The organism is Enterobacter sp. JH25 (assembly GCF_021725435.1).
Lineage (GTDB): Bacteria > Pseudomonadota > Gammaproteobacteria > Enterobacterales > Enterobacteriaceae > Enterobacter > Enterobacter intestinihominis.
This window is the reverse complement of record NZ_CP091319.1, coordinates 1,038,188-1,062,187: the sequence shown is the minus strand read 5'-3', so window position 1 is coordinate 1,062,187 and position 24,000 is coordinate 1,038,188. Positions and strand designations below refer to the sequence as shown.

Sequence of the window (24,000 nt, the reverse complement as noted above, 5' to 3'; positions counted from 1 at the left end):
TTATAGTTAGAGTTATCAGGAACACAGCTCCCGTGTGGCTAAGCAAGTTGTATCCATCCCGACATGATGTTCGGTGAGTAAAAAATCACTCAGAAGGGGATGCGCTTTGGACGAGTACTCGCCAAAAAGGCATGATATCGCGCAGTTGAAATTTCTCTGCGAATCCTTGTACCATGACTGCCTTGCCAATCTTGAAGAAAGTAACCATGGCTGGGTGAACGATCCAACGTCTGCTATCAATTTACAGCTTAATGAGCTGATCGAGCATATCGCAACCTTCGCACTTAATTATAAAATTAAGTACAATGAAGATAATAAGTTGATAGAGCAAATTGATGAATACCTGGACGACACCTTTATGTTGTTCAGCAGCTACGGCATTAACGCACAGGATTTGCAGAAATGGCGTAAATCAGGAAACCGTCTATTTCGCTGCTTCACGAATGTCAGCAGAGCTAATCCGGTTAGTCTTTCCTGTTAAAATTATTACAAATACTAAGGTGAATTTTATGTCTGATAAACCATTAACTAAAGTCGATTATTTGATGCGCCTGCGACGCTGTCAGTCAATTGACACGCTCGAACGAGTTATTGAGAAAAATAAATACGAGCTGTCTGATAATGAACTGGCGGTATTTTATTCAGCTGCCGACCATCGTCTTGCTGAACTGACCATGAATAAACTCTATGACAAGATCCCCTCTTCGGTATGGAAATTTGTTCGTTAGTCGTTGAAGAGAGACTTTAAGGCACTACACCCGTTGTTAAGCTGAATTTACCTTTCGTATTACGCTTCAAGTGCAAACGCCAGGTCCCCGTATAAAACGTATTTATACGCAAGAATGTTGTGACTCCTGTCACAGCCACTTTTAGGGAACGTTCCCTTTCTGGCTAATCCTCTTTACGCTACGTAAAACGATTCCAGAGAGGTTCCCATGAGTGAAGAAAAACAGAAGATGATTGCCGGTGAATATTATCGCCCTGGCGATGACACGCTGAGGGCTGACCGTTTACGCGCTCGTCATATTGTTCACCGCTATAACCATACCGCACCCGATGAGAAGGCCGAACGTCGCGCCTTATTAGCTGACCTGCTGGGTCAAAGCGAAGGCGCTTATATTGAGCCGAGCTTCCGCTGCGACTACGGCTATAACATCTATCTGGGCAACAATTTTTACGCCAACTTCGACTGCGTCATGCTGGACGTCTGCCCTATCCGCATTGGCGATAACTGTATGCTCGCACCGGGGGTGCACATTTATACAGCCACGCATCCTCTGGACGCGACCGAACGTAACAGCGGGCTGGAGTACGGTAAATCGGTCACCATAGGCCATAACGTCTGGATCGGCGGACGCGCGGTGATTAATCCTGGCGTGACCATTGGCGATAATGCGGTTATCGCTTCCGGCGCGGTAGTGACCAAAGACGTGCCGGCCAATGCGGTAGTGGGCGGGAATCCGGCGAAAATCATTAAAATGATCTAAGCGCATCCTGAGTAACTGTTATGCTTTTTCCTGGCATAACTGTTACTTTCATCGCATAAACCCCTCTCATAAAATAGGCAGATCACCTGTATTTTTAACAATCATAAAGGCAAAAAATGACAGAGATACAGCGCCTGCTTACCGCCACCATCGACGAGCTCAATACCCGCGAAAAGCGCGACAATCGTCCGCGCTTTAGCATCAGCTTTATTCGCAAACATCCCGGATTGTTCGTCGCCATGTACGCCGCCTGGCTGGCAACGCTTATCGTCATGCTGAAGTCTGAAACGCTGGTCGATTCCGTCTGGCTGCTGGTTGTGCTGTTCGTGGTGTTTAACGCGTTTTTCTTTTTCGACGTCAATCCGCGTTACCGGTATGAAGATATCGACGTACTCGATTTCCGCGTCTGCTACAACGGGGAGTGGTACAACACGCGTTACGTGCCGAAGGAGCTGATCGACAGCATCCTGCACTCGCCGGCTGTCGAAGCCGGGCAAAAAGAGAAGTTGCAGAAAATGGTCATCACCAAGGGCCAGCTCTCTTTTTATGATGTCTTTACCCTTTCCCGCCCCGCTGCTGTGTAATGAGCGCCTGAAGACGTCGAATACCCGGCGCAAACTGCGAAGCAGAGGTATTGCCGTAACCTAAAACCAGACCGGTTTGCCCCTGCGTCGTCTCAAGGTAGTACCCGCTCAGTGCAGCGGGTGCCAGCTGAAACGCTCTTGCCTGCTCCACCAGCCGCTGGTCGTCGATACCGTCAATCGCCAGCGCCAGGTGCATCCCTCCTTCTCCGGCAAGAACACGGTGCGGCGTATGAAGCTCTGCGCTTAGCACCTCCCGCAGCTGGCGGTATCGCTTACGATAAAGTCGGCGCATGGCGGCAAGATGTCGCGCATAGTGGCCTTCCTCAATAAATAGCGCCAGGGTGCGCTGTTCAGCGCGATGCCCGCCGCGCAGCAGCGAGCCGATGGCCGGACGCGCCGCCTTAGCCAGCGCTGGCGGTAATACCATGAACCCCATTCTGAGCGACGGAAACAGCGTTTTGCTGAACGTCCCCAGATACACAACGGGCGCATTGTTGACCATTCCCAGCATCGCCGGTACGGGCTCACCGGCATAACGGAATTCGCTGTCGTAATCGTCCTCAATGATCCACGCGCTGTGCTGCCGGGCCAGTTCCAGCAGCGCCAGACGCCGCCGCGCGCTGAGCACGCTTCCGTAAGGGAACTGATGCGATGGCGAGGTAAAAATCAGCGTGGGTGAAGGCGCACACAACCCTTCCCAGCACATCCCCTCGTCATCCACCGGTATGCCGGTCATCGCCAGGCCGGTTTTGACGAAAGCGCTTTTGGCGCCGCTATAGCCAGGATTTTCCACCCAGGCGACATCCCCCGGCTCGCTTAACAGCATCGTGCACAGATTGACGCCCTCCAGCGCCCCTTCGGTTATCACTATCTGGCTTGCATCGCAGTCAATGCCGCGGGAGAGCGCAAGATGGCGGGCAATGGCGGCCCGCAGCGTCGGCTCACCGGCCGGGTCGCCATACCCTAACAGGGCGCTCCCCTCCTCGCGCAGGACGCGATCGTATAACCGCCGCCACAGCGGCAAGGGGAAATAGTTGATGGCAGGCGTTCCCGGCGTAAACGCCATCACCGGAGTGTCGCGCGGCACAGGCGCGGGCAGTAGCGCGACACGTTTTGTCAGCCTGACGTCCGGGTCCGGTAATGTCCGGGCAAGCGTCCGAGGAGTGAATTGCCCCACCCGCGTACCCTGGCGGCTACGCAGCAAATAACCTTCGAGCGTGAGCTGGTCCAGCGCCGCATTAACGGTGTTTCGGGACACCGAGATCTGCTGCGCCAGCGTTCGCGAGCCGGGCAAATGACTGCCGGACCGAAGCCTTCCGCACAGTATGGCCTCCCGCAAAGCAAGGTAGAGCGCGCGCTGGAGCGTTTCTTCCCCACGTTTTTTCAGCGCAGCATGGAGCAGGGTGTATAGCTCATCACCCGGTATATTCATCTTTACCTCCTCGTGGTACCAGCAAAACATAGCCTGGTGGTTCTTTTTAAGGAACCAGTAATTCACTAATCTGGAGATCTTTTCAACATCGTGGAAATAAAGATGAGTGTATTCAATGAGTTTGGACAACCTGTAGGGGAAAGCCTTGCCGACTGGCAGCCTCGCCCGCCCCCGTCCCGGGTGGTACTTCAGGGTCGCTATTGTCGGCTTGAGCCGCTGCGCGTGGAGCATGCCCACGCGTTGTTCTCTGCGTATTCCCTGGCCGGAGATACCCGAAGCTGGACGTGGCTGCTGCGTGAACCCGATGCCACCGCAGAGGAGTTTGCCGAATGGGTGGCGAGCGTGAGCAAATTATCCGATCCCATCCACTTTAGCGTTATCGATAACCAGACCCAATCTCCTGTCGGGACGCTGTCCCTTATGCGGATCGATCCTAAAAACGGCGTTGTAGAAGTGGGACATGTTCACTTCTCGTCAATGTTAAGCCGCACGCCCATGTCGACAGAAGCGCAGTATCTGCTGATGCGGTACGTGTTCGATACCCTGGGCTACCGACGTTATGAATGGAAGTGCAACAGCCTGAACGAACCCTCCCGCAAAGCGGCCCTGCGTCTTGGCTTTCAGTTTGAAGGGCGTTTTCGCCAGGCGCTGGTCATTAAAGGCCGAAACCGGGACACCGACTGGTTTTCAATTCTCGACAAAGAGTGGTCAGCGCTGGCGAGCGCGTTTGAAAGCTGGCTTGCCACCGACAATTTTACCGTCGATGGCAAACAGAAAAGATCCCTGGAAAGCTGGCGAGAAACGCGCGTCTAGCGTCTTTTTTTACGCCCCTGCACCGCCTTAAAGCGCGGGTTAGATTTGCAAATCACGTATAAGCGTCCCTTGCGTTTGACTATCTGGCAATCCGGGTGACGCTGTTTTGCACTGCGCAATGAGTTAAGCACCTGCATGATTAGCCTCGCTTCGCATCAAGAAAGCCACCAAAACGCTTGCGGAAGCGTGCCGCGCTGCCATCCGTCGAGAAGGTCTTCTGCTTCCCGGTATAAAACGGATGTGATTTAGAGGAGACATCAAGAGTAACGTAGGGATACGTTTTCCCCTCAAGTTCAATTTCACGGTCTGTCTTAATCGTTGAGCCAACTTTAAAATATTCATTAGCCGTGGTGTCGTGAAACACAACGGTGCGATAGGTTGGATGGATATTCGGTTTCATCTCTGGCCTTCATGTATTGTTATAACATAACAAAATACTATCTGAGCTTTGCTGCAAAAACAACCCCTGTGACGCACAGCCTGTTTTTGAAAGGTTTTTTCAAATACTGCCAGAGACTGTTACATGCTATAACTATATCATTTAGCGATAAAAAATTTTTCATCTGGCGCGCAAACTCCATGCCCTGGTCGGGCATATGGAAAGGATACAGCAGCATGCGAACCCGACATCTGGTCAGCCTGGTGACAGGCGTACTGATCTTCTCTGTGCTGGTCCCTGTGTGCCTCAGTATCTGGCTGGCGCATCGTCAGGCAGAGGCGAAATTTGTGGATGCACTGGACAGATATGCCTCGCGCGCCCTGATCCGTACCGACAGAGTCGTTGCGCAGGCAAAACAGGCGCTCACGCACCTACAGTTGTTCAACGCCCCGCCCTGCACTCCTCCGCACTTACGCGAAATGCGTCGTGTCGCGTTCTCATGGCGCTATATTCAGGAAGTGATGTATATCGATAACCTGAAGCCGCTCTGCTCCTCTCTGGAACAATCCAGTAATACGGCGATCTTACCGCCCCCGATGCGGATCACCGCAGACGGATATAGCGCGTGGCTCACCTCGCAAAACGACCTCGGCATTCACCGTTATATGGCCGTTCTGGGGAAAGGACATTATCTGGTAATGGTCGATCCGGCGTCGCTTGTGGATGTTGTCCCGTTCGGTGACATTTCGATGGATGCCGCCCTGGTGGGAAGCGAAACCCATCGGATATTTGCCAGAAGCAATATTCTCGACCCGTATATTCTTTCTGTCGTTAAGGAGCAGCAGGACGTTAAGCGCGTGCAATACAACGGCTCGATGTACGTGTTAAAACCGGTGCCAGAACTGGGGCTTACGGTTATTGCCTGGGCATCGTTAAAACCGCTCGCGGCATCCTGGCATCAGCAGCTGATCATCTGGCTACCGGCTGGCATACTGATAAGCCTGGTTGCAGCCCTTATTGTGCTTCGCATCCTCCGCCGTTTGCTTTCCCCGCGTAACCGGCTGATCGACGCGATCAACAACCGGGAGATCGAGGTTCACTATCAGCCCATTGTGGCGCTATGCAGTGGAAAACTGGTGGGTGCAGAAGCGCTGATGCGCTGGCCGCAGCCAGATGGCAGTGACCTGTCGCCTAATCTCTTTGTTCCCCTGGCGGAGCAGACGGGGCTTATTTCAACGCTGACGCAGCTGGTAGTGAATAAGGTGTTTGAGGATTTAGGTGCCTGGCTGCATCATCACCCGGAACTGCACATTTCTGTCAACCTTGCGCCAGCCGATTTAACGTCCCCCGAGCTGCCTCGCCTGCTGAGTCAATTGCTCAACAAATGGGGCGTCCACCCGCGCCAGATCACCCTTGAATTGACCGAGCGCGGCTTTGCCGATCCTGCCGTCAGCGCCCCTGCCATCGCTGCGTTTCGGCGCTCCGGGCATGCCATCTACATTGATGATTTTGGTACGGGTTACTCCAGCCTGAGCTATTTGCAGGATCTTGATGTCGATACCCTGAAGATTGATAAATCCTTTGTGGACGCGCTGGAGTATAAGAACGTGACTCCCCACATCATCGAAATGGCCAAATCGCTTAAGCTGGCGATGGTCGCAGAAGGCATTGAAACTGAAGGGCAGCTCGAATGGTTGCATCGCCACGGCGTGCAGTACGGACAGGGCTGGTATTTCAGCAAGGCGCTGCCTAAAGAAGATTTCATTCGCTGGGCCGAGCACAACCTCAGGAAATAAACCCATTACGCGGTGTTACGTGCGGTCACGACAGTGGCCGCACGTTTCGGCTCAGCCGTTCTGCTGCCAGCTAAACGTGTAGCGCAGCCGACGGTTTTGCAGAATGAAGGCGGGTGCTACGCTCGGGCTCCATGAGTCGTCCCCCCCCACGCCCATGTGGAACGCATCAAGATTCAACCAGCAGCCATCCTCTTCCCGTAGCAAATGGTGATGCGTTGTCGTATGCAGTTGCTGCTGGCTGTAACGGCTCAGGGAGAAATGGAACTGTCCCTGGAAGTGATGTGAGCCAAACGTCAGCTCACGGGTGTCGCAGCGTAAACCGTTCTCCGTCGGGAAGATATACGGCGTCTGCATGGCGTCCAGCGGTAACGCCCAGCGCCCCTGCTGCGCCGCCAGTTTTCTGTCCGGATAGTTCTCCAGCGGGCCCAGCCCCAGCCAGCGCACCGTTTGCGGGATATCCGCCAGCATAACGCTCAGGCCCACGCGAGCGAGTTCAGGAATGTCAGACGCCACCGTCACCTGCACATCACCGTGCAGTAACCCGTGGTCATCAATCCGCCAGACCTTGTAGCTGATAAACAGCGCTTTACCCTGATGCTCCCAGACGTGCTGCGTGGTCACCACCACCTCACGGGCATGCTGTTCCGCTTCACACTGGATAAGGCGCGAGGATATCTCATACATCCCTGCCGCTTTCCAGCGTTCCACCCACGCGTTCGGATCGATGCGAGTCGCCTCGCTGATGCCAATGTCATTATCCAGCGGCGCGCGGGTAAAGTTATCCGTTAGCGGGGAACGGAGCGTTTCAGCGCCCGCGTTCCACCACTGGGTCAGGTTGCCGGTGAGACGGCTAAACTGCCAGCGCTGCTGCTGATGAGTGATGTCCAGCACCTCGTCCTGCACCGTTAACTGTGGTGGGGTTCCGTCTGCTTTCGGTGGCGTAAGGTACAGCGGAGCCGGGAGCGGCCACTGATCCCAGGCACAACGGTGGCCGGACGGCGACCACGGCGTGGCCTGCGGCTGAACGATCTCCACGTTGAGCCAGACCTCGCCCGGTTCAGCGCCGAATTCAGTCTGCGGGATCTCAACGCGCTGTGTTCCCTGGGGCGCAACAGAAAGGGTTATTTCGCCGGAAGCCAACACCGCACCGTCACGCGCCACCGACCATCGCAGACTCTCGTTGTCAGTATGACGGAACAGATAATCGCTCTGGATATCGACGACCAGCGGAGCGGTGCTCACCAGCGTAAAGGTAAAGAACTGCTGGGCACGCTGTGCCTCGTAAAGGGCGGGATGCGGGGTGCGATCGGGAAACACCAGCCCGTTGAGGCAGAACTGACGATCGTTGGGCTTATCGCCAAAATCGCCGCCGTAGGCCCAGAATGCCGTGCCGTCTTCCGCTTTTTTCGTCAGCGCCTGATCGACCCAGTCCCAGACAAAGCCGCCCTGCAACCGGGGATGGCTGCGGAATGCCTGCCAGTAGCTGGCAAAGCCGCCAAAGCTGTTACCCATCGCGTGGGCATACTCGCACAGGATCAGCGGACGGGTTTCGTCCGGCATACCAATCCATTTTTTAATCGACCACTTTGGCACCGCCGGGAACGGCTGATCCTGATCGACGCGGGCATACATCGGGCAAATAATATCGGTTGCCGCCGTACTGGCCCCCCCGCCTTCGTACTGCACCGGCCGCGTGGGATCGGTGGTTTTCAGCCAGCGGTACAGCGCATCGTGATTCGCCCCATGCCCGGACTCATTCCCCAGGGACCAGATGATGATGGACGGATGATTCCGGTCCCGCTGCACCATACGCGTGACGCGTTCGCTCATGGCAGGCAGCCAGCGCGGATCGTCCGCCAGGCGGCTCATCGGCACCATGCCATGGGTTTCAATATTCGCCTCATCGACCACGTACAGGCCGTAGCGATCGCAAAGCGTGTACCACAGAGGGTGATTCGGATAATGCGAGCAGCGCACGGCATTGAAGTTATGCTGCTTCATCAGTTCGATGTCGCGGCGCATGGTCGCCTCATCCATCACCTGCCCCTTCTCAGGATGATGTTCATGACGGTTCACGCCGCGGATCAGCAGCGGTTTGCCGTTAAGCTTCAGCAGGCCGTTGCTGATTTCGACGCGTCTGAAACCGACATCGCAGGCTTCAGTCTCCAGCATGTTGCCCTGCACATCCCGAAGCGACATGGTCAAACGATAGCGTTCCGGTGTTTCAGCGCTCCACAGCGCGGGATTGTTCACGGGTATCGCCACCGTGAGCCGCTCCGCCCAACTGCCGCGTTCGTCCACGATGGCCGATCCGGGCTGTTGCGTGATTTGCGCGCAGGCTTCGCCGTTACGCCACAGGGTAAACGCCACCTCGCATTCGGCATAGCGTAAGCCTTCCAGCGCAACGTCAACCCGGAGCAGCGCCCGATCGCATTCGGCATTCAGATCGGTCACGATCTGATAATCGGCAATCTGCGTTTCCGGCTTGTGCAGCAGCGAGACGTCACGGAAAATGCCGCTCATCCGCCACATGTCCTGATCTTCCAGGTAGCTTCCGTCGCACCAGCGTAACACCATCACCGCCAGGCGGTTCTGCCCCGGTCGCAGCACCGCGCTGAGGTCGAACTCCGCAGGCAGACGGCTGTCCTGGGAATAGCCCATCCACTGGCCGTTACACCACAGATGAAAAGCTGAATTCACCCCATCAAAGATAATGCGGGTTTGCCCGCTGAGCAGCCAGGCACCATCCATCTCAAATGTGAGCGAGTAACAACCGGTTGGGTTTTCAGCCGGAACATAGGGCGGGTTCACATTTATCGGGTAGGTGACGTTGGTGTAGATGGGGGTATCAAATCCCTCCATCTGCCAGTTCGACGGCACGGGCATCTCAACGGCATCAGACAGATCGTCCGTTACCCATGCCTCGGGCACCTGCTCTGGTGCCGGGAAAAAGCTGAATCGCCAGATGCCGTTAAGCAGACGCTTGCTCAGCGAAGGCTTATCCTCCCGGGCGAGGGTTTCATCGCGCCAGCTATGAAAAGGCGCGTGTGCGGCCAGACGATTCCACTGCGTCACGCCCGGGTTTTCCCAGTCACGACGAGCCAGAATTGCGCTGAGGGTCAGCGGCAATGTGGAAGACATATCAACCTCTTTGCGAAGCGCTCACAATTTTAGTCAACATGCCCTGGTAAACGGTGGCGGTAAAGACTTTGATCGTCACCAGGCGAGCACGATCACAAAAGCGCTAGCTGCGCGCCAGTTTCTCCGCCAGCAGCGCCAGCGTTCTTAGCTGTTGCGCCAGCTCTTCACGATCGGCCTGTTGTACGGCGCGCGGCGCGGTGGAATGACGAACGATCAACGTAACGGGAAGTTGTTGTTGCCAGGGTTCGGCGTGACGGGCTGTTGCCAGGAGCCACTCCACGCTGCGTTCACCGGCCTCGCGGAACGCCTGCCGAACGGTGGTCAGCGGAGGGGAAAACCACGCGCTGTCAGCCGTATCATCAAACCCGACAACCGAGATCTGCCCCGGTACCGCAACGCCTTTTTCCGCACAGGCGCGTAAAACGCCAAGCGCCATCTGATCGTTCGCCACAAGGATCGCCTCCGGCAGCTGTGCGCCCGCCAGGAGCTGATGACCTTTCTCGTAGCCTGAAGCCGCGCTCCAGTCGCCCTGCGCCACCGCAAACGCCTCCACGCCAGCCTGAGCCAGCGTAGTTTTCCATCCCGCCAGGCGAGCCCGGGCAGAGACAGAACTTTCCGGCCCGGCGAGCAGCGCAATTCGCCGGTGCCCCAGCGAAAGCAGATGCTCCGCCCCCAGGCCAGCGCCCTGTTCAGCATTGAAAACGAGGCTGTTAACCCGAGCTGTGGGGGAAACATCAAGAAAAAGAACCGGGGTCGGCGAGGCCATTTCCTGAAGCATTTCTGCCTGAGCATCTTCCAGCGGAACGTTCACCAGCAGCGCCTCCACGCGCTGCGCCAGTAACTCCTGCAAAGCAGCCTGACACTGCGCGGGCTGCTCCACCATAGAGATGAGCACGCCAGCCCCCTGCTCCACTGCCCGGGATTTTACAGCTGAGGCGATTTGCGACGGCGCATGCAGCGCCAGATCGCTGGTCATCAGCCCCAGCGTGCGGGTGCGTTTTCCGGCCAGCTGCTGCGCGCCACGGTTAGGTACATAATGTAGCGCCGCCATGGCCTGTCGGACCTTTTCCCGCGTACGGGCAGAAACGTGTTCCGCGTCGTTAATCACCCGGGAAACGGTCTGATAAGAAACGCCCGCTACGCGGGCAACGTCATAAAGAGTGATCGCTTTCATAGATTCTGGCGTCGTAAAAGGTAGTCACTATTCTGACACAGTTACGCCACTATAGCCTGTGAGCGCTTCGCAAAATTAAGCAATCCGCTCCGGCTGCGCGGCTTTCTGCATGCGCGGTCTCTGGCGAAACCACGGCAAACAAAGCTGGATCAGCGGGCCGATGGTTAACGCATATAGCACGGTTCCGACGCCAAACGCTCCCCCGAGGAGATAGCCGACGATCAACACGGTCACCTCGATTGCGGTACGCACGCTGCGGATCGACCAGCCCAGCCGGGCGTGTATGCCGGTCATCAGACCGTCGCGCGGGCCTGCGCCAAAACCCGCGCCGATATACATTCCGGTGGCAAGGGCGTTAACCACAATGCCGGAAACCAGCAGGGTGATGCGCACGGGCAGCGAGGTGAGTTCCGGGATCAATGCCATTGACGCATCTGCCGCCAGGCCAATACAAATCACGTTACTGACCGTACCCAGCCCCGGAAGCTGACGCAGCGGGATCCATAGCAGCAGCACCGCAGCCCCGGTTAAAATCATCACCGTGCCGATGCTCATTCCGGCCTGGATGGCGACGCCAAGGTGAAAAACATTCCAGGGATCAACACCCAGATCCGAACGAATAAACATCGCGGTTGAAAGTCCGTAAAGGGCTAAACCGACATAAAGTTGTACCAGACGACGCACCATTTTCACTTCTCCGAAGAACCAGCTTCCATCTTCGCTGAAAATGGCACTATGATTAATGTCCAGTTTTCAAATAGTGGACTGCACATGTCATCACGTCGTTTTGGAAGCCAGTCTCTGGTTCGCCTGTTAGGGCACTGGCAACAAACCTCTTCCCGCACCCCGCGGTGGCGCCAGCTGGCTGACGCGTTACGCCTGTTAATTCTGGATGGCAGGCTGGCGCTAAACACGCGCCTGCCCGGAGAGCGGGAACTGGCCGCCGCACTGGACGTCAGCCGCACCACCATCAGCAGCGCGCTGGCGCATCTGCGTGAAGAGGGTTTTCTGGAGAGTCGTCACGGCAGCGGTTCCCGGGCGATCCTGCCAGACAGCCGGGCCGTGCCCACGCTTTCCACTGCCAGCGCGGCGCTGGATCTCTCAACCGCCGCGCTCAACGCAGGGCCAGAGATCCATCAGGCCTACACCCACGCGCTGACGACCATTACGCCGAATCTGGCGCTGACCGGGTACGATCAGCTTGGGCTTCCAGCGCTGCGTGAAGCTATCGCCGCCCGCTACACCGCACGCGGTCTGCCCACCCGGGCAGACGAAGTGATGGTGGTGAACGGTGCCGTCAGCGGCTTCGCCCTGATCTTAAGAATGATGACCGGGCCCGGGGATCGCGTGGTGGTGGATCATCCCACCTACCCGCTGGCGATAGCCGCGATTCAGGGGGCGCAATGCCGGCCCGTGGGCGTCTCGCTGCCAGAAACGGGCTGGGATACCGATGGTTTTGCCGCAACGCTTGCCCAGACAGCCCCGCGTCTGGCCTATCTAATGCCGGATTTTCATAATCCGACCGGGCGCTGCATGGATGCCGCGACGCGTCAGACCATAACCGACATCGCCGCGCAAACCCGCACCACGCTGGTGGTGGATGAAACCATGGTCGATCTCTGGTTCGATGCTCCCCCGCCGCCGCCGCTGGCCGCCTTTAACCCGGAGGCCGCGGTGATTACGCTGGGTTCCGCAGGCAAAAGCTTCTGGGGTGGGCTTCGTCTCGGCTGGATCCGCGCCTCGTCCCGCACTATCGCCACGCTCGCACAGACGCGCGACACGCTGGATCTGGGCTCTCCGGTGCTGGAACAGCTGGCCACGCTGTGGCTTATCGAAAACAGTGAAACCTTCCTGCCTGCCCGGCGGGAAATGCTGGCAGAACGGCGTGACCGCTGCGGCCAGATGTTACGGGAGCATTTCCCCGAATGGCGGTTTCAGGAAGCGGAGGGAGGACTTTCATACTGGATTGAACTACCCGGCATGCTGGCGACTCAACTGGCGGCACGTGCGGAAACGACAGGCATCATTATGGGCACCGGCACGCGCTTTGGGCTTTCAGGCGCGTTTGACCGCTACCTGCGTATGCCCTTCTCACTCAATTCGCCAGAACTTGAAGAGGCATTACTGCGTATCAAACCGCTGTGGCTTGCCTTAAATAAAAGTACACCGCCAGTAAAACGGAGCCTGGTGTAAATTATTCGCCAGAAACAATAAAAACAGCTGACTGTAACGCATGCAGTCAGCTATTTTCATGAAGAACAACTTAATGTTGAGGAGGAATCGGGAAGCCTTTCAGCGAAATAATGAAATTTTCACCTTCTTTCTTTATTTTCGCACCGGTATCACACCAGTCAGACGCAATTCGAAAGAACTCATCACTTCCTACATTCCAGCCAAGACGAACATGTTTCACATAGCCCGAACGTAACAGATTGCAGGCCTCGTTGTAATCGCTGGCTGTCGATAGTTGTTGTTTCATTTTCTCTTCTTCAGAAGTTTACGTAGTGCTTTGATTTCTTTAGGAGTAAATGGATTTACGCTCTCTTCTTCCGTATGCTGATTATCAACATCCTCTTCCGATACTCCCGCCTCTTCTACTGCTTCAAATGCCAGCAGCAGCAGTTTCTCTGTGGTCACGCTTAAATTCTCATTATTGTCTTCCGCATAGTGGCGGAGTCTTTCTTTTAGCGCTTCATCAATTTTAACGTTTAAAACCGCAGTTACCATGATTGTCACATCCTTTCGGAACACGTGTTTAATTTAATACACGAAGATAAGTTTGTTATCCAGATATATATTTTTTTACTTATGACAACAAAAAGACGCCCGATAATAAAATGACAGTCTATTATTACAGGTTTATGACATTATTATTTCAGTTCAATGAAGGATATATTGCACGAACAAAATAGGCACATAATTGAGAAGGTTTATATAGGGGGGAAACTTCAGAGAAGAACACAAATGGGTGGGGGCCCTGCCAGCTACATCCCGGCACCCACGTCGTCTGCCCTGGCTGCTTCCTTCCGGACCTGACCTGGTGAACAGAGTAGCGTTGCGGGAGAACCAACAGAGCCCCCATTGAGAGCGTTGATAACCAACGCGCTGGCGCATTATCCCTGTGGAGCACCTCAATTGCAAGCCGCTGGCAACTGGATGCTGGATTATTGCGCAAACTGACCCGACAATCTTCTTTATCTTCGTATAACATTACCCTTCGCTGAATTCCCGCTGGAGAAACAATGGACGAACACGACTCTTTCCCACAGCGAGTGTGGCAAATCGTGGCCTCGATTCCGGAAGGCTGTGTTACGACCTATGGGGAAGTCGCCCGACTGGCGGGCTCTCCGCGCGCAGCGCGTCAGGTTGGCGGCGTGCTAAGAAGGCTTCCGGAGGGAAGTACGTTACCATGGCACCGGGTCGTTAATCGCCATGGCGCCATTTCCCTCACCGGGCCAGACTTGCAGCGCCAGCGTCAGGCATTACTCTCAGAAGGGGTACAGGTGTCCGGGACGGGACAGATAGATATGCAGAAGTATCGCTGGGAATACTGACGCCCTCTCCCGTCAAGATGAAGAGGGCGAAAGAAAGTTACAACTGTGTTGGCGGTGTAGGCAAGGTCGGCTGATTGGTCTGCGTTGCCACAGGCACTTCAGTCTGCTGCACCGGGACCAGGGTCAGGTCGATTTTGGTGCCCCCTTTGTTGACCGCTTCCTGCACGGTATCGGTGATAAAGACCAGCTTATCGTTGATCGTTACCGCCGCGCTCAGGAGGATACGCGCGTTAGGCTGAACGTCAGACGGGTTGTACGGCAGCACGAAGCTGAACGGCGCCTGTTTACCCTCTGTACGAACTGCACGCTGTGCAAGGACTTTAGACGGTGCATCCGCCAGAGACGCATCGGATAACGTGACCGTTAAAACCGCGTCCGGCGGCAGAGCGACTTTCTGTTTGATCCAGATGGTACCGGACACGTTAGGCTGTCGAATAGCTTGCTGTGAAAGGGTGTTAATCCCGTTTGGGGTCGCCGTTGGTACCGCTACATCGGCACTCTTATCCGCACAGGCGGACAACGCCACCGCCATTGCAACACCGCTTAACATAGGCACGAGTTTCATTGAAGTCTCCTTATCATCAATGCACCGGCGGGATCGATCCCATCCGATGTCGTTTTATTCACATAACGTAAACAAGTGTGGCACAAATCACGGATTTATGCCTAATTTTGCCCAGGTATTAAGATAATTCTACCCATCGGACCACTATCGTTTCTGCGTTATACTCAGCGTATCTTTCGCCACGGCGTTTATTGAGGACCACTATGAGTCAGGCACTGAACAATCTGCTGACATTGCTGAACCTGGAAAAAATAGAAGAAGGGCTTTTTCGCGGACAAAGCGAAGATTTAGGCTTACGCCAGGTTTTTGGGGGCCAGGTCGTGGGGCAAGCGCTATATGCCGCTAAGGAGACCGTTCCGGCAGACCGTCTGGTGCACTCATTCCACAGCTACTTTTTACGCCCCGGTGACAGCGCTAAACCGATTGTGTACGACGTGGAAGTTCTGCGTGACGGCCAAAGCTTCAGCGCTCGCCGTGTGGCGGCCATCCAGCATGGGAAGCCCATCTTCTACATGACCGCCTCCTTCCAGGCGCCAGAGCCGGGCTATGAGCATCAAAAACAGATGCCGTCTGCCCCATCGCCGGACGATCTGAAATCGGAAACCGAAATTGCCCGCGCACTCGCACATCTACTGCCGCCGCAGGTAAAAGAGAAGTTTCTGTGCGATAAACCGCTGGAGATCCGCCCGGTCGAATTTCATAACCCAATGAAGGGGCATACTGCTGAGCCCACCCGCCAGGTGTGGATCCGCGCCAACGGCAGCGTACCGGCAGACTTGCGCGTGCATCAGTATCTGCTGGGTTATGCGTCGGATTTCAACTTCCTGCCGGTTGCGCTACAGCCGCACGGCGTGGGATTCCTGGAAAAAGGGATGCAGGTCGCCACAATTGACCATTCCATGTGGTTCCATCGTCCTTTCGATATGAACGAGTGGCTGCTTTACAGCGTAGAAAGTACCTCTGCGTCCAGCGCACGCGGTTTTGTTCGCGGGGAGTTTTACACCCAGGATGGTGTGCTGGTGGCTTCTACCGTGCAGGAAGGTGTGATGCGTAATCGCGGGTGAGGTAAAAAGCCCGGTCGCTACGCTTACCGGGCCTGCAAATTTCACTTTTTCAGGCCGGGTAAGGCGAAGCCACCACCCGGCAAGGCACTCAAATTATGCGTTGTACGCATTCTCGCCGTGGCTGTTGACGTCCAGACCTTCGCGCTCCTGCTCTTCCGGTACGCGCAGCCCCACGGTCATATCGGCCAGCTTGTAGCCGATAAAGGCCACAACGCCCGACCAGACAACCGTAATCGCGATACTTTCAAGCTGGACCAGCACCTGATGCATCATGGTCACGCCTTCAGCATAACCCACGCCGCCCAAAGATTGTGCAGCAAAGATACCGGTCATGATACAGCCGATAATGCCGCACACACCGTGTACGCCGAATACATCACACGGATCGTCAACGCGCAGAATACGTTTCAGTGCGGTAACGCCCCACAGCCCCGCCAGACCCGCGACGATACCGATCAGCAATGCGCCGCCCACGCCCACGTAACCGCATGCTGGCGTAATACCTACCAGACCGGCAATCGCCCCAGAACAGGCACCCAGCAGGGATGGCTTGCCGCGAACGGCCCACTCGCCAAATACCCATGAGAGGATGGCCCCGGCAGTTGCCACCACGGTATTCACGAAGGCCAGCGCGGCGATTTCGTTAGCGGCGCTGGCTGAACCTGCGTTGAAGCCGAACCAGCCAAAGTAGAGGATGGCGGTGCCGGTAAAGACCATCGGCAGGTTGTGCGGCTTAAATGCTTCTTTCCCGAAGCCCACGCGCTTGCCAATCAGGTATGCGCCTACCAGGCCGGCTACGGCGGCGTTGATGTGAACAACGGTGCCGCCCGCAAAGTCCAGAGCGCCATGGGAAGCCAACAGACCACCGCCCCAGACCATATGCGCAATCGGGACATAGGAGAGCGTCAGCCAGACCACCACGAAAATCAGTACCGCAGAGAAGCGGATACGCTCAGCCAGCGCGCCCACAATCAGCCCCACGGTGATGCACGCGAATGAGCCCTGGAACGCGACATGAATATACTGATAGAAGCTGCCCATTACCGCGGTCAGTTCGATATTTTTCAGCATCGCCCAGTTAACGTTGCCGAAGAAGGCGTTGCCCTCCCCGAAGGCCAGCGAGTAACCGTAAACCACCCACAGCACGCACACCAGCGCGAACGTGACGGCAACCTGCGTCAGCATGGAGAGTACGTTCTTGCCGCGGATCAGGCCGCCGTAAAACAGCGCGATCCCCGGAATCGTCATGAACAGCACCAGCGCGGTGCAAATCATCATAAAGGCATTATCGGCTTTGTCTGCCACAGCAGGTGCAGCCATTGCCAGGCCCGGCAGCAGTGCCAGCGAACCCAGACCTGTTTTCATTGTTGCTTTCATCATTTTCTCGATCCCTATCACTGTGTGCCAGGAGTTACTTACAACGCCGCTTCGTCAGATTCGCCGGTACGGATGCGAATGACGCGCTGTAGTTCGGCAACGAAAATTTTGCCGTCGCCAATTTTTCCGGTATAGGCCGCTTTGCTGACGACATCAATCACCTCATCAAGCTGATCGTCGGCAATCGCCACATCAATCTTCACTTTTGGCAGGAAGTTAACGCTGTATTCCGCCCCGCGATAAAGCTCGGCATGACCTTTCTGACGCCCAAAGCCTTTCACTTCGGTGACAGTCAGTCCCTGAATACCCATGGAAGACAGCGCTTCACGCACGTCTTCGAGTTTGAATGGTTTGATTACCACCGTAACCAGCTTCATATATCCCCTCCAGTCAGAATTCGGTAATGGCCGCAGCTAACACGAGAGGGATATTGCAAAGGGTGTGCCAGAAGTGAAATGTGAGGAGGAAAGCGCCGCGGCGCGCATGCGCCGCGAAGGGGGGAAAAAAAACGCACCATGGCAGTGCAGGGTGCGTTTCAGTTTTGCACCAACGGTTAAGACTGTTAGCGCATTGCCTTGTTATGGTGCATCAGGCGCTGAGCGACTCCTCCTCGCGCACGCTGGCGGCCAGCTCGTCGCCTGCCAGCTGCAACTGATACATCTGCCAGTAGCGTCCTTTCGCCTCGAGCAGCGCTTTGTGCGTACCCCGTTCAACGGCCTGGCCACGGTGCAGCACCAGAATGGTATCGGCATCGACGATCGTTGAGAGGCGGTGAGCGATCACCACCAGCGTAGTGCGATCCCGCACGGCAGCCAGCGCCAGCTGGATCGCCTGTTCGGTACCGGAGTCGATGCTTGCGGTCGCTTCATCCAGAATCAACACCTGCGGCGTCTCAATCAGCACGCGCGCCAGCGCCAGGAGCTGCTTTTGCCCGACAGAGAGGTTATTGCCTTGCTCGCCCAGCCGGGTATTGATCCCCTCGCTTAACCCGCGCGCCAGATCTGCCAGCTGCACCGTTTCCAGCACCTCCCATACCTGCTCAGGCGTGAAAGATCGTCCCAGCGTCACGTTGGCATAAAAGGTATCCGCCAGCACTACCGGATCCTGCTGCACCATCGCGACGCCTTTACGCAACGCGTTGTGGCTAAGCGCGGAAAGAGGCCGTCCATCCAGACGGATCTCCCCCTGCGTCAACGGATAGTAGCCCATCAGCAAACTGGCGAGCGTGCTTTTGCCGCTGCCGGTATGCCCAACCAGTGCGACAAAACCGCGCGACGGTACCTCGAGGTTGATATCCTGCAAGACAAGCTGATCGTCGCGGTAGGCAAACGAGACATGATCAAACGCTATGGATCCACTTTCCAGCGGACGTTCATCATCGCCATAGGTCTGACGCGGCCTGTCCATCAGCTCAAACACACGCTCACCCGCGACTACCGCCTGTTGCAGCATCGATTGCTGCGTAGTGAGTTCAATCAGCGGTTCGTTAAGACGGCCAAGGTAACTGATAAACGCGTACAGCACTCCCACCTCAATGGTTCCGCGCGTCGTCAGGCCAAACAGCATCAACAGCCCGCACAGCACCAGCGCAGAGAAGAGGCTCAGCAGCGGGCGTAACAGGAAGCCGTCCAGACGTAACGTCTGCATCCGCGCCATATAGTGCGAGCGGCTGGCTTCTCCCATTCGCTCGCCAAAACGCGCCTGCTGGCGAAACTGCTGGATAACGCTCATGCCGTTGATCACTTCGTTGAAGCCATCATTGATATCTGCAAGGTAAGCGCGCACGCGACGAACAATCGGCGTGCTGTAGCGCTGGTAAATTACCATCACAATCAGCACCGCCGGGAAAATAGCGATCGCCACCAGCGCCATCCGCCAGTCCAGACTGAACATCGCCACCAGCATCGCGCCAATCAATGCGGCACTGCGCAGAACCGTTGCGACAACGGTCACATAAAGGTCGCGGATCACCTCGGTGTCATTGGTGACGCGCGAAATAACCTGCCCGACCGGCTGGGTATCAAACTCGCTCAGCGGCTGGCGCAGCGCGGCATCCATCACATCCGTGCGTAGCTGCTGGACCACGCCCACGGCGGCCCGGTTAAACAGCAGCGACTGCGCATAGTGCAGCCCCGCCGCCGTCAGCTGTAGCCCGACATACGCCACACCCAGCCCCGCCACCAGCCCCAGCGGCAGATAGCTTTTCGCCACCATGTTATCGATAAAATAGCTGATAAGCAGCGGACCGGTCACCTCCGCAATCGCGGCGATCCACAGTAACAGCACGGCGATGGAAAGCGGTTTGCGCCACGGTGAGCCATAGGCGAGCAGCCGTTTTAACGTCGGCCACATCTGTCCAAACTTACGCATCGGTGACCTCCTCATCCAGCGCAGCTTCAAGCTGTTGATAGCGGTACATATCCCGATACCAGCCGGCCTGCCCGGCAAGCTGCTCATGCTGACCACGCTGAGCAATATGCCCGTGCTGAAGCACCAGAATTTCACTGGCTTCGGTAAGGGCCGACAGACGGTGCGCGCTGATGATGACCGTGCGCCCCTCCCCCCACTGCCGAAGGTTATGCAGAATTTGATGCTCGGTACGCCCGTCAACCGCGGACAGCGCATCATCCAGAATCAGGATCTCAGCGTCCAGCAGCAGCGCGCGGGCAATAGAGATACGCTGTTTTTGTCCGCCGGAGAGCATAACGCCCCGCTCACCCACTTCTGTGTCGTAGCCCTGCGGCAGGCGCAGAATATCCTCGTGGACGCTGGCTAAGCGCGCCACATGCTCGATCTGGTCCTGTGTCGCCGTCGGGCACCCGAGCGCGATATTGTTGGCTATGGTGTCTGAAAACAAAAACGGCGTCTGGCTGACGACCGCCAGGCGGCTGCGCCAGTCATCCAGCTGCAGACGTGGCAGGGGGACGTCATGGAAACGGATATCGCCTTCGCTCACGTCAAAATGGCGCTGAATCAGTGACAGAATGGTGCTTTTACCGGAGCCCGTCGGGCCGCAGATGCCCAGCATCTGACCAGGACGCAGCGTGAAACTGACGTTTTCAAGCACCGGATGTTCCGTTTGCGGGTAGATAAAGACGCGGATATCAGCCTTCAGAACACCCGGACCTTCCGGTACCGGCTCGCTGCCATCGTTCACTACCGGCACTTCCGCCAGCATGGCGCGGATACGGCTGTAGGCGGCGCTCCCACGTTCAACGATGTTAAACATCCAGGCCAGCGCCAGCATCGGCCAAATCATCAGCCCGAGGTACATCGCAAAGCTGGTTAACTGCCCGAGGGTCATGGTGCCTCGCACCACCATCCAGCTGCCGCCGCCCACCGCCAGCAGGTTCGCCATGCCAATCGCAATATAAATTGTCGGATCAAAGCGGGCGTCTATACGCGCCACGCGCATGTTTTTCGCACCGGTATCGGCGGCGTCGGCCGCAAACAGCGCGGACTGCCTGTCTTCCAGACCAAACGCTTTGATCATGCGGATGCTGGTCATGCTCTCCTGGGTGCGATCGTTTAACGACGAGAACGCCGCCTGCGCCAGCTTAAAGCGTTCATGGAGCTGTTCGCCGTAGCGGTTAATCGCCAGCGCCATCAGCGGCATCGGCAGCAACGCCAGCAGCGTGAGCTCCCAGCTAATTTGCGTAGACATCACAATCAGTACCGCACAGCCCATCACCAGGGAATCCACCAGCGTTAACACCCCTTCACCGGCGGCAAACACCACACGGTCCACATCGTTTGTGGCGCGGGCGATGAGATCCCCGGTACGGTGACGCAGATAAAACTCAGGGTGCTGGCGGCTCAGCTGGCGGTAAAAGTCCTCGCGCAGCTCAACGGCAAGCTGATAGGACGCGCCGAACAGCAGCACGCGCCAGACATAACGCAGCAGGTAAACCACCACGGCCGTCAACACCAGCGTACCGACCCACATCATCACCCGTGCGGCGGTGTAATGTTGTTCCGTAACACCATCCACGACGTATCCCACCACTTTGGGCGGGATCAGTTGCAAAATGGCAATGATAATAAGCAGAGCCACCGCGCCGAGGTAGCGTTGCCACTCCCGACGAAAGTACCAGCTTAATTGGGCAAATAATCGCACGCGGTCTTTTCCTGAAGATATTTTATGAAGTTATTCAATGGGTAACGCTGTGGTGTATTTAATCTGTTCCATGGCGAAACTGGAGGTGACATCGGACAAGCCCGGTACGCTATTGACCAGCCGCTTGTAAAAATCATCGTAGCGCTTCATGTCTGCCACCTGAACGCGCATCAGATAGTCGTATTCCCCCGCCATGCGCCAGAAGCCGAGCACCTCGGGCATGTCGGAAACCTGGGTGACGAAGCGGCTGTACCATTCGCTGCTGTGATGCTGCGTTTTTATCAGGACGAAGGCGGTCAGTCCAAGCCCCAGTTTTTCGGGGTCCAGCAGCGCCACACGTCCCAGCAGAATGCCATCGTCTTCCAGCTTCTTGAGGCGCTTCCAGCACGGTGTGGTGGTCAGATTAACGGCATCTGCCAGCGCCTGCAAAGAGAGGGTGCAGTCGCTTTGCAGCAAAGAAAGCAGCTTGCGGTCAATTTTATCTAGCATATCCACCTCCCAGAGAAAATTATTCTCCTTACATTCTATTTTAAAGGCCAGATAGCAACAATTTTTTCTGTGCTTTTCGCTATGCTGGGCACAAAATGACAAACGGATAACTACGATGAATAGCACCTGGGTTAAACATGCCATCAGCGAAATAAATGCCGACTATCAGCGCTCGGCAGATACCCATTTGATCCGCCTGCCTTTGCCTGGATTTCCCGGCATTCAGCTTTACCTGAAGGATGAAAGTACCCATCCTACCGGCAGCCTGAAGCATCGCCTGGCGCGTTCACTCTTTTTATACGGTTTATGTAACGGCTGGATTAAAGAAGGCACCACGATTATTGAATCGTCGTCCGGATCAACTGCCGTCTCAGAGGCCTACTTTGCCCGCCTGCTGGGCCTGCCGTTTATCGCTGTGATGCCCTCCTGCACGGCGAAACGTAAAGTTGAACAGATCGAATTTTACGGCGGACGCTGCCACTTTGTGGAAAGCGCCTGCGAAATCTATGCGGCCTCCGAAATGCTGGCCCGCGAACTAAATGGTCACTATATGGACCAGTTCACCTTCGCCGAGCGCGCCACCGACTGGCGCGGCAATAATAACATTGCGGACAGCATTTTCCGCCAGATGACCCACGAGCCACATCCCGTCCCCTCTTACATTGTCATGAGCGCGGGCACGGGCGGAACCTCCGCCACCATCGGACGTTATATCCGCTGTCAGGGTTATGATACGCAGCTGATGGTGGTTGACCCTCAGAACTCGGTGTTCCTTGATTACTGGCAATCTCGCGATGCCAGCCTGCGCAGCCCTGTGGGGAGCAAGATCGAAGGAATTGGTCGCCCGCGCGTCGAACCCTCGTTCATTCCGGACGTTGTGGATGAGATGCTCCGCGTGCCGGACGCCGCCAGCGTCGCGACGGCGCACTGGCTGGAGACACAGCTTGGCCGTAAGGTCGGAGCCTCTACCGGCACCAATATGTGGGGGGCGCTACAACTGGCCGCGAGAATGCGTGAAGAAGGCCTTAGCGGCTCTGTCGTCACGCTGCTGTGCGACAGCGGGGAACGCTACCTGGACACCTATTACAACGCAGAATGGGTACAGGCCAATATTGGCGATGTTGAACCGTGGAAAGCGCAGATTTCGCATCTGGTGAAATAAAAAAAAGCCAGGCTTTAGCCTGGCTTGCTGGAAGGATCTCGCTATTCGGGGGAATATGGGAGGTTATTTTTGTCCAGCCAATGCGTCAAAAAATGGGACACCGCTTCGTTACGACAGTGTCCGATAACCGGTAAATGCGGGAGCGCGGCGATAAGTTGCGGCATCGCGTTCCCCATAATCAGACCACGGCCTACGCTGCTCAGCATCTCGTGGTCGTTCATGGCGTCACCAAAGGCCATACAGTCCTGCATCGTCAGCCCCAGACGATCGCTCAGCACCGCCAGCGCAGATCCTTTGTTACAGCCCACCGGCAGAACTTCAAGACAGTCCACCGCCGAGAAGGTCAGGTGCGCCCGGTCGCCCAGCGCCTCGTTAAGCTGAATACGCAGGCGGCAGAGATCGTCGTGATCGCCGCAGAAGCAGATCTTGGTTACCTTGTGTGCCGGAATGCGGCGCAAATCGATGAGCTGATATTTAAAGCCGCTGTAAACGTGAGCGTGCAGCAAGGCCGGGATCTCACGCCCGGTAAACCAGCCTTCATCGTTAAAAACATGCACGCTGGCCTGCGTATCCCAGGTGCTGTGCAGGACGATGTTCGCCACTTCCGGATCCAGATCCTGACGGTGCAGCACATCGCCCTCGACGGAGTGAATGCGCGTCCCGTTGCCGGTGATCAGGAACGCATCGAGGGCAAATGTTCCCAGCAGATGGCGCATCTCCAGCACATGACGACCAGTGGCAAACGTCAGGGTGACTTCACGCTCGCGCAGGCGCTTAAGTGTGTTCAGGGTTTTCTCCCCTAAACGGTGATCCGGCATTAACAGCGTGCCGTCCATATCAAATGCAGCGAGCCGAGCCATAATTAC

The 24,000-nt window shown here is 56.3% G+C and carries 25 protein-coding genes and 1 other RNA gene; 10 read left to right on the top strand and 16 right to left on the bottom strand.

Annotated elements, in window-relative coordinates; translation table 11 throughout:
* The first annotated feature begins 106 nt into the window (after positions 1 to 106).
* The 4 genes from tomB (at position 107) to L2Y28_RS05025 (ending at position 2,071) form a co-directional block, all read left to right on the top strand.
* Positions 107 to 481 (top strand): Hha toxicity modulator TomB, encoded by a 375-nt coding sequence (tomB, locus tag L2Y28_RS05040; RefSeq protein ID WP_006809850.1) that lies wholly within the window; start codon positions 107 to 109, stop codon positions 479 to 481.
* A gap of 28 nt (positions 482 to 509) precedes the next feature.
* A complete protein-coding gene (locus L2Y28_RS05035) occupies positions 510 to 728 on the top strand; it encodes an HHA domain-containing protein (protein WP_015571250.1) in 219 nt (72 codons plus the stop codon).
* A 207-nt stretch (positions 729 to 935) separates the two neighbouring features.
* The gene (maa, locus tag L2Y28_RS05030) at positions 936 to 1,487 is read left to right on the top strand and encodes a maltose O-acetyltransferase (RefSeq protein WP_022647270.1); all 552 of its coding nucleotides are present in this window, start codon (positions 936 to 938) and stop codon (positions 1,485 to 1,487) included.
* A gap of 116 nt (positions 1,488 to 1,603) precedes the next feature.
* Positions 1,604 to 2,071, top strand: coding sequence for a YlaC family protein (locus L2Y28_RS05025; protein WP_022647269.1), 468 nt, complete (start codon positions 1,604 to 1,606; stop codon positions 2,069 to 2,071).
* On the opposite strand, the gene L2Y28_RS05020 is transcribed toward L2Y28_RS05025, so the two are convergent.
* Positions 2,043 to 3,503 carry a PLP-dependent aminotransferase family protein gene (locus L2Y28_RS05020; RefSeq protein ID WP_022647268.1) on the bottom strand — a complete coding sequence of 487 codons (1,461 nt, stop codon included), beginning with the start codon at positions 3,501 to 3,503 and terminating at the stop codon, positions 2,043 to 2,045. The genes L2Y28_RS05025 and L2Y28_RS05020 overlap by 29 nt on opposite strands.
* Before the next feature lie 102 nt (positions 3,504 to 3,605).
* Between L2Y28_RS05020 and L2Y28_RS05015 the strand changes: the two genes are divergently transcribed.
* Positions 3,606 to 4,316 carry a GNAT family N-acetyltransferase gene (locus L2Y28_RS05015; protein ID WP_022647267.1) on the top strand — a complete coding sequence of 237 codons (711 nt, stop codon included), beginning with the start codon at positions 3,606 to 3,608 and terminating at the stop codon, positions 4,314 to 4,316.
* Here L2Y28_RS05015 and ykgO read toward each other — a convergent pair.
* On the bottom strand, positions 4,313 to 4,453 hold the full coding sequence (ykgO, locus tag L2Y28_RS05010) for a type B 50S ribosomal protein L36 (RefSeq protein ID WP_003859006.1): 141 nt from the start codon (positions 4,451 to 4,453) through the stop codon (positions 4,313 to 4,315). The two genes, L2Y28_RS05015 and ykgO, sit on opposite strands and share 4 nt — an antisense overlap.
* 2 nt (positions 4,454 to 4,455) lie before the next feature.
* The gene (locus tag L2Y28_RS05005) at positions 4,456 to 4,716 is read right to left on the bottom strand and encodes a type B 50S ribosomal protein L31 (protein ID WP_015571255.1); all 261 of its coding nucleotides are present in this window, start codon (positions 4,714 to 4,716) and stop codon (positions 4,456 to 4,458) included.
* A gap of 215 nt (positions 4,717 to 4,931) precedes the next feature.
* Here L2Y28_RS05005 and L2Y28_RS05000 point away from each other — a divergent pair, with 215 nt between their 5' ends.
* Positions 4,932 to 6,491 (top strand): EAL domain-containing protein, encoded by a 1,560-nt coding sequence (locus L2Y28_RS05000; RefSeq protein WP_022647266.1) that lies wholly within the window; start codon positions 4,932 to 4,934, stop codon positions 6,489 to 6,491.
* Between the two features lie 51 nt (positions 6,492 to 6,542).
* Here L2Y28_RS05000 and L2Y28_RS04995 read toward each other — a convergent pair whose 3' ends face one another.
* The 3 genes from L2Y28_RS04995 to L2Y28_RS04985 form a co-directional block, all read right to left on the bottom strand.
* Entirely contained in the window at positions 6,543 to 9,632 is a 3,090-nt protein-coding gene (locus L2Y28_RS04995) for a beta-galactosidase (RefSeq protein ID WP_022647265.1), read from the bottom strand.
* A gap of 103 nt (positions 9,633 to 9,735) precedes the next feature.
* Positions 9,736 to 10,806: a LacI family DNA-binding transcriptional regulator gene (locus L2Y28_RS04990; RefSeq protein ID WP_022647264.1), complete on the bottom strand. Its 1,071-nt coding sequence runs from the start codon at positions 10,804 to 10,806 to the stop codon at positions 9,736 to 9,738.
* Between the two features lie 75 nt (positions 10,807 to 10,881).
* Positions 10,882 to 11,493, bottom strand: coding sequence for a YitT family protein (locus tag L2Y28_RS04985; protein ID WP_022647263.1), 612 nt, complete (start codon positions 11,491 to 11,493; stop codon positions 10,882 to 10,884).
* Between the two features lie 84 nt (positions 11,494 to 11,577).
* On the opposite strand from L2Y28_RS04985, the gene L2Y28_RS04980 reads away from it, so the two are divergent.
* Positions 11,578 to 12,999, top strand: a complete 1,422-nt coding sequence (locus tag L2Y28_RS04980) for a PLP-dependent aminotransferase family protein (RefSeq protein WP_022647262.1) — start codon at positions 11,578 to 11,580, stop codon at positions 12,997 to 12,999.
* A 70-nt stretch (positions 13,000 to 13,069) separates the two neighbouring features.
* Here the strand turns inward: L2Y28_RS04980 and L2Y28_RS04975 are convergent, their stop codons facing one another.
* The 3 genes from L2Y28_RS04975 to ffs all read right to left on the bottom strand — a co-directional run bounded on the left by L2Y28_RS04975 (position 13,070) and on the right by ffs (position 13,878).
* Entirely contained in the window at positions 13,070 to 13,285 is a 216-nt protein-coding gene (locus L2Y28_RS04975) for a hypothetical protein (protein WP_006809861.1), read from the bottom strand.
* On the bottom strand, positions 13,282 to 13,533 hold the full coding sequence (locus tag L2Y28_RS04970; protein ID WP_022647261.1) for a hypothetical protein: 252 nt from the start codon (positions 13,531 to 13,533) through the stop codon (positions 13,282 to 13,284). The genes L2Y28_RS04975 and L2Y28_RS04970 overlap by 4 nt, the downstream gene beginning before the upstream one ends.
* Positions 13,534 to 13,781: 248 nt before the next feature.
* Positions 13,782 to 13,878, bottom strand: an RNA gene (gene ffs / locus L2Y28_RS04965) — signal recognition particle sRNA small type.
* A gap of 170 nt (positions 13,879 to 14,048) precedes the next feature.
* On the opposite strand from ffs, the gene L2Y28_RS04960 reads away from it, so the two are divergent.
* The gene (locus L2Y28_RS04960; protein WP_022647260.1) at positions 14,049 to 14,360 is read left to right on the top strand and encodes an MGMT family protein; all 312 of its coding nucleotides are present in this window, start codon (positions 14,049 to 14,051) and stop codon (positions 14,358 to 14,360) included.
* A 37-nt stretch (positions 14,361 to 14,397) separates the two neighbouring features.
* On the opposite strand, the gene L2Y28_RS04955 is transcribed toward L2Y28_RS04960, so the two are convergent.
* Positions 14,398 to 14,925, bottom strand: coding sequence for a YbaY family lipoprotein (locus L2Y28_RS04955; protein ID WP_022647259.1), 528 nt, complete (start codon positions 14,923 to 14,925; stop codon positions 14,398 to 14,400).
* Between the two features lie 203 nt (positions 14,926 to 15,128).
* On the opposite strand from L2Y28_RS04955, the gene tesB reads away from it, so the two are divergent.
* A complete protein-coding gene (tesB, locus tag L2Y28_RS04950) occupies positions 15,129 to 15,989 on the top strand; it encodes an acyl-CoA thioesterase II (protein ID WP_022647258.1) in 861 nt (286 codons plus the stop codon).
* Positions 15,990 to 16,082: 93 nt separating this feature from the next.
* Here the strand turns inward: tesB and amtB are convergent, their stop codons facing one another.
* The 5 genes from amtB to L2Y28_RS04925 all read right to left on the bottom strand — a co-directional run bounded on the left by amtB (position 16,083) and on the right by L2Y28_RS04925 (position 21,972).
* A complete protein-coding gene (amtB, locus tag L2Y28_RS04945; protein ID WP_022647257.1) occupies positions 16,083 to 17,369 on the bottom strand; it encodes an ammonium transporter AmtB in 1,287 nt (428 codons plus the stop codon).
* Between the two features lie 35 nt (positions 17,370 to 17,404).
* On the bottom strand, positions 17,405 to 17,743 hold the full coding sequence (glnK, locus tag L2Y28_RS04940) for a P-II family nitrogen regulator (protein ID WP_006809867.1): 339 nt from the start codon (positions 17,741 to 17,743) through the stop codon (positions 17,405 to 17,407).
* 211 nt (positions 17,744 to 17,954) lie between these two features.
* Complete coding sequence (locus L2Y28_RS04935; protein WP_022647256.1) at positions 17,955 to 19,736, bottom strand: SmdB family multidrug efflux ABC transporter permease/ATP-binding protein; 1,782 nt, start codon at positions 19,734 to 19,736, stop codon at positions 17,955 to 17,957.
* Positions 19,729 to 21,483 carry a SmdA family multidrug ABC transporter permease/ATP-binding protein gene (locus L2Y28_RS04930; protein ID WP_022647255.1) on the bottom strand — a complete coding sequence of 585 codons (1,755 nt, stop codon included), beginning with the start codon at positions 21,481 to 21,483 and terminating at the stop codon, positions 19,729 to 19,731. The genes L2Y28_RS04935 and L2Y28_RS04930 overlap by 8 nt, the downstream gene beginning before the upstream one ends.
* 30 nt (positions 21,484 to 21,513) lie before the next feature.
* Positions 21,514 to 21,972: an Lrp/AsnC family transcriptional regulator gene (locus L2Y28_RS04925; protein WP_022647254.1), complete on the bottom strand. Its 459-nt coding sequence runs from the start codon at positions 21,970 to 21,972 to the stop codon at positions 21,514 to 21,516.
* A 115-nt stretch (positions 21,973 to 22,087) separates the two neighbouring features.
* On the opposite strand from L2Y28_RS04925, the gene L2Y28_RS04920 reads away from it, so the two are divergent.
* The gene (locus L2Y28_RS04920) at positions 22,088 to 23,134 is read left to right on the top strand and encodes a PLP-dependent cysteine synthase family protein (protein WP_022647253.1); all 1,047 of its coding nucleotides are present in this window, start codon (positions 22,088 to 22,090) and stop codon (positions 23,132 to 23,134) included.
* 41 nt (positions 23,135 to 23,175) lie between these two features.
* Here the strand turns inward: L2Y28_RS04920 and cof are convergent, their stop codons facing one another.
* Complete coding sequence (gene cof, locus L2Y28_RS04915) at positions 23,176 to 23,994, bottom strand: HMP-PP phosphatase (RefSeq protein WP_022647252.1); 819 nt, start codon at positions 23,992 to 23,994, stop codon at positions 23,176 to 23,178.
* Positions 23,995 to 24,000: the final 6 nt, after the last annotated feature.

Bases quoted from the DNA above. Each gene is read 5' to 3' on its own strand.
- L2Y28_RS04985 (WP_022647263.1), bottom strand. From the start codon at position 11,493: ATGGTGCGTCGTCTGGTACAACTTTATGTCGGTTTAGCCCTTTACGGA.
- cof (WP_022647252.1), bottom strand. From the start codon at position 23,994: ATGGCTCGGCTCGCTGCATTTGATATGGACGGCACGCTGTTAATGCCG.
- L2Y28_RS04970 (WP_022647261.1), bottom strand. From the start codon at position 13,533: ATGGTAACTGCGGTTTTAAACGTTAAAATTGATGAAGCGCTAAAAGAA.
- L2Y28_RS04935 (WP_022647256.1), bottom strand. From the start codon at position 19,736: ATGCGTAAGTTTGGACAGATGTGGCCGACGTTAAAACGGCTGCTCGCC.
- L2Y28_RS05020 (WP_022647268.1), bottom strand. From the start codon at position 3,503: ATGAATATACCGGGTGATGAGCTATACACCCTGCTCCATGCTGCGCTG.
- L2Y28_RS04955 (WP_022647259.1), bottom strand. From the start codon at position 14,925: ATGAAACTCGTGCCTATGTTAAGCGGTGTTGCAATGGCGGTGGCGTTG.
- glnK (WP_006809867.1), bottom strand. From the start codon at position 17,743: ATGAAGCTGGTTACGGTGGTAATCAAACCATTCAAACTCGAAGACGTG.
- L2Y28_RS04920 (WP_022647253.1), top strand. From the start codon at position 22,088: ATGAATAGCACCTGGGTTAAACATGCCATCAGCGAAATAAATGCCGAC.
- L2Y28_RS04960 (WP_022647260.1), top strand. From the start codon at position 14,049: ATGGACGAACACGACTCTTTCCCACAGCGAGTGTGGCAAATCGTGGCC.
- ykgO (WP_003859006.1), bottom strand. From the start codon at position 4,453: ATGCAGGTGCTTAACTCATTGCGCAGTGCAAAACAGCGTCACCCGGAT.
- L2Y28_RS05015 (WP_022647267.1), top strand. From the start codon at position 3,606: ATGAGTGTATTCAATGAGTTTGGACAACCTGTAGGGGAAAGCCTTGCC.
- L2Y28_RS04995 (WP_022647265.1), bottom strand. From the start codon at position 9,632: ATGTCTTCCACATTGCCGCTGACCCTCAGCGCAATTCTGGCTCGTCGT.
- L2Y28_RS04980 (WP_022647262.1), top strand. From the start codon at position 11,578: ATGTCATCACGTCGTTTTGGAAGCCAGTCTCTGGTTCGCCTGTTAGGG.
- L2Y28_RS05005 (WP_015571255.1), bottom strand. From the start codon at position 4,716: ATGAAACCGAATATCCATCCAACCTATCGCACCGTTGTGTTTCACGAC.
- L2Y28_RS05000 (WP_022647266.1), top strand. From the start codon at position 4,932: ATGCGAACCCGACATCTGGTCAGCCTGGTGACAGGCGTACTGATCTTC.
- L2Y28_RS04990 (WP_022647264.1), bottom strand. From the start codon at position 10,806: ATGAAAGCGATCACTCTTTATGACGTTGCCCGCGTAGCGGGCGTTTCT.
- maa (WP_022647270.1), top strand. From the start codon at position 936: ATGAGTGAAGAAAAACAGAAGATGATTGCCGGTGAATATTATCGCCCT.
- L2Y28_RS04975 (WP_006809861.1), bottom strand. From the start codon at position 13,285: ATGAAACAACAACTATCGACAGCCAGCGATTACAACGAGGCCTGCAAT.
- L2Y28_RS05025 (WP_022647269.1), top strand. From the start codon at position 1,604: ATGACAGAGATACAGCGCCTGCTTACCGCCACCATCGACGAGCTCAAT.
- tesB (WP_022647258.1), top strand. From the start codon at position 15,129: ATGAGTCAGGCACTGAACAATCTGCTGACATTGCTGAACCTGGAAAAA.
- L2Y28_RS04925 (WP_022647254.1), bottom strand. From the start codon at position 21,972: ATGCTAGATAAAATTGACCGCAAGCTGCTTTCTTTGCTGCAAAGCGAC.
- amtB (WP_022647257.1), bottom strand. From the start codon at position 17,369: ATGATGAAAGCAACAATGAAAACAGGTCTGGGTTCGCTGGCACTGCTG.
- L2Y28_RS05035 (WP_015571250.1), top strand. From the start codon at position 510: ATGTCTGATAAACCATTAACTAAAGTCGATTATTTGATGCGCCTGCGA.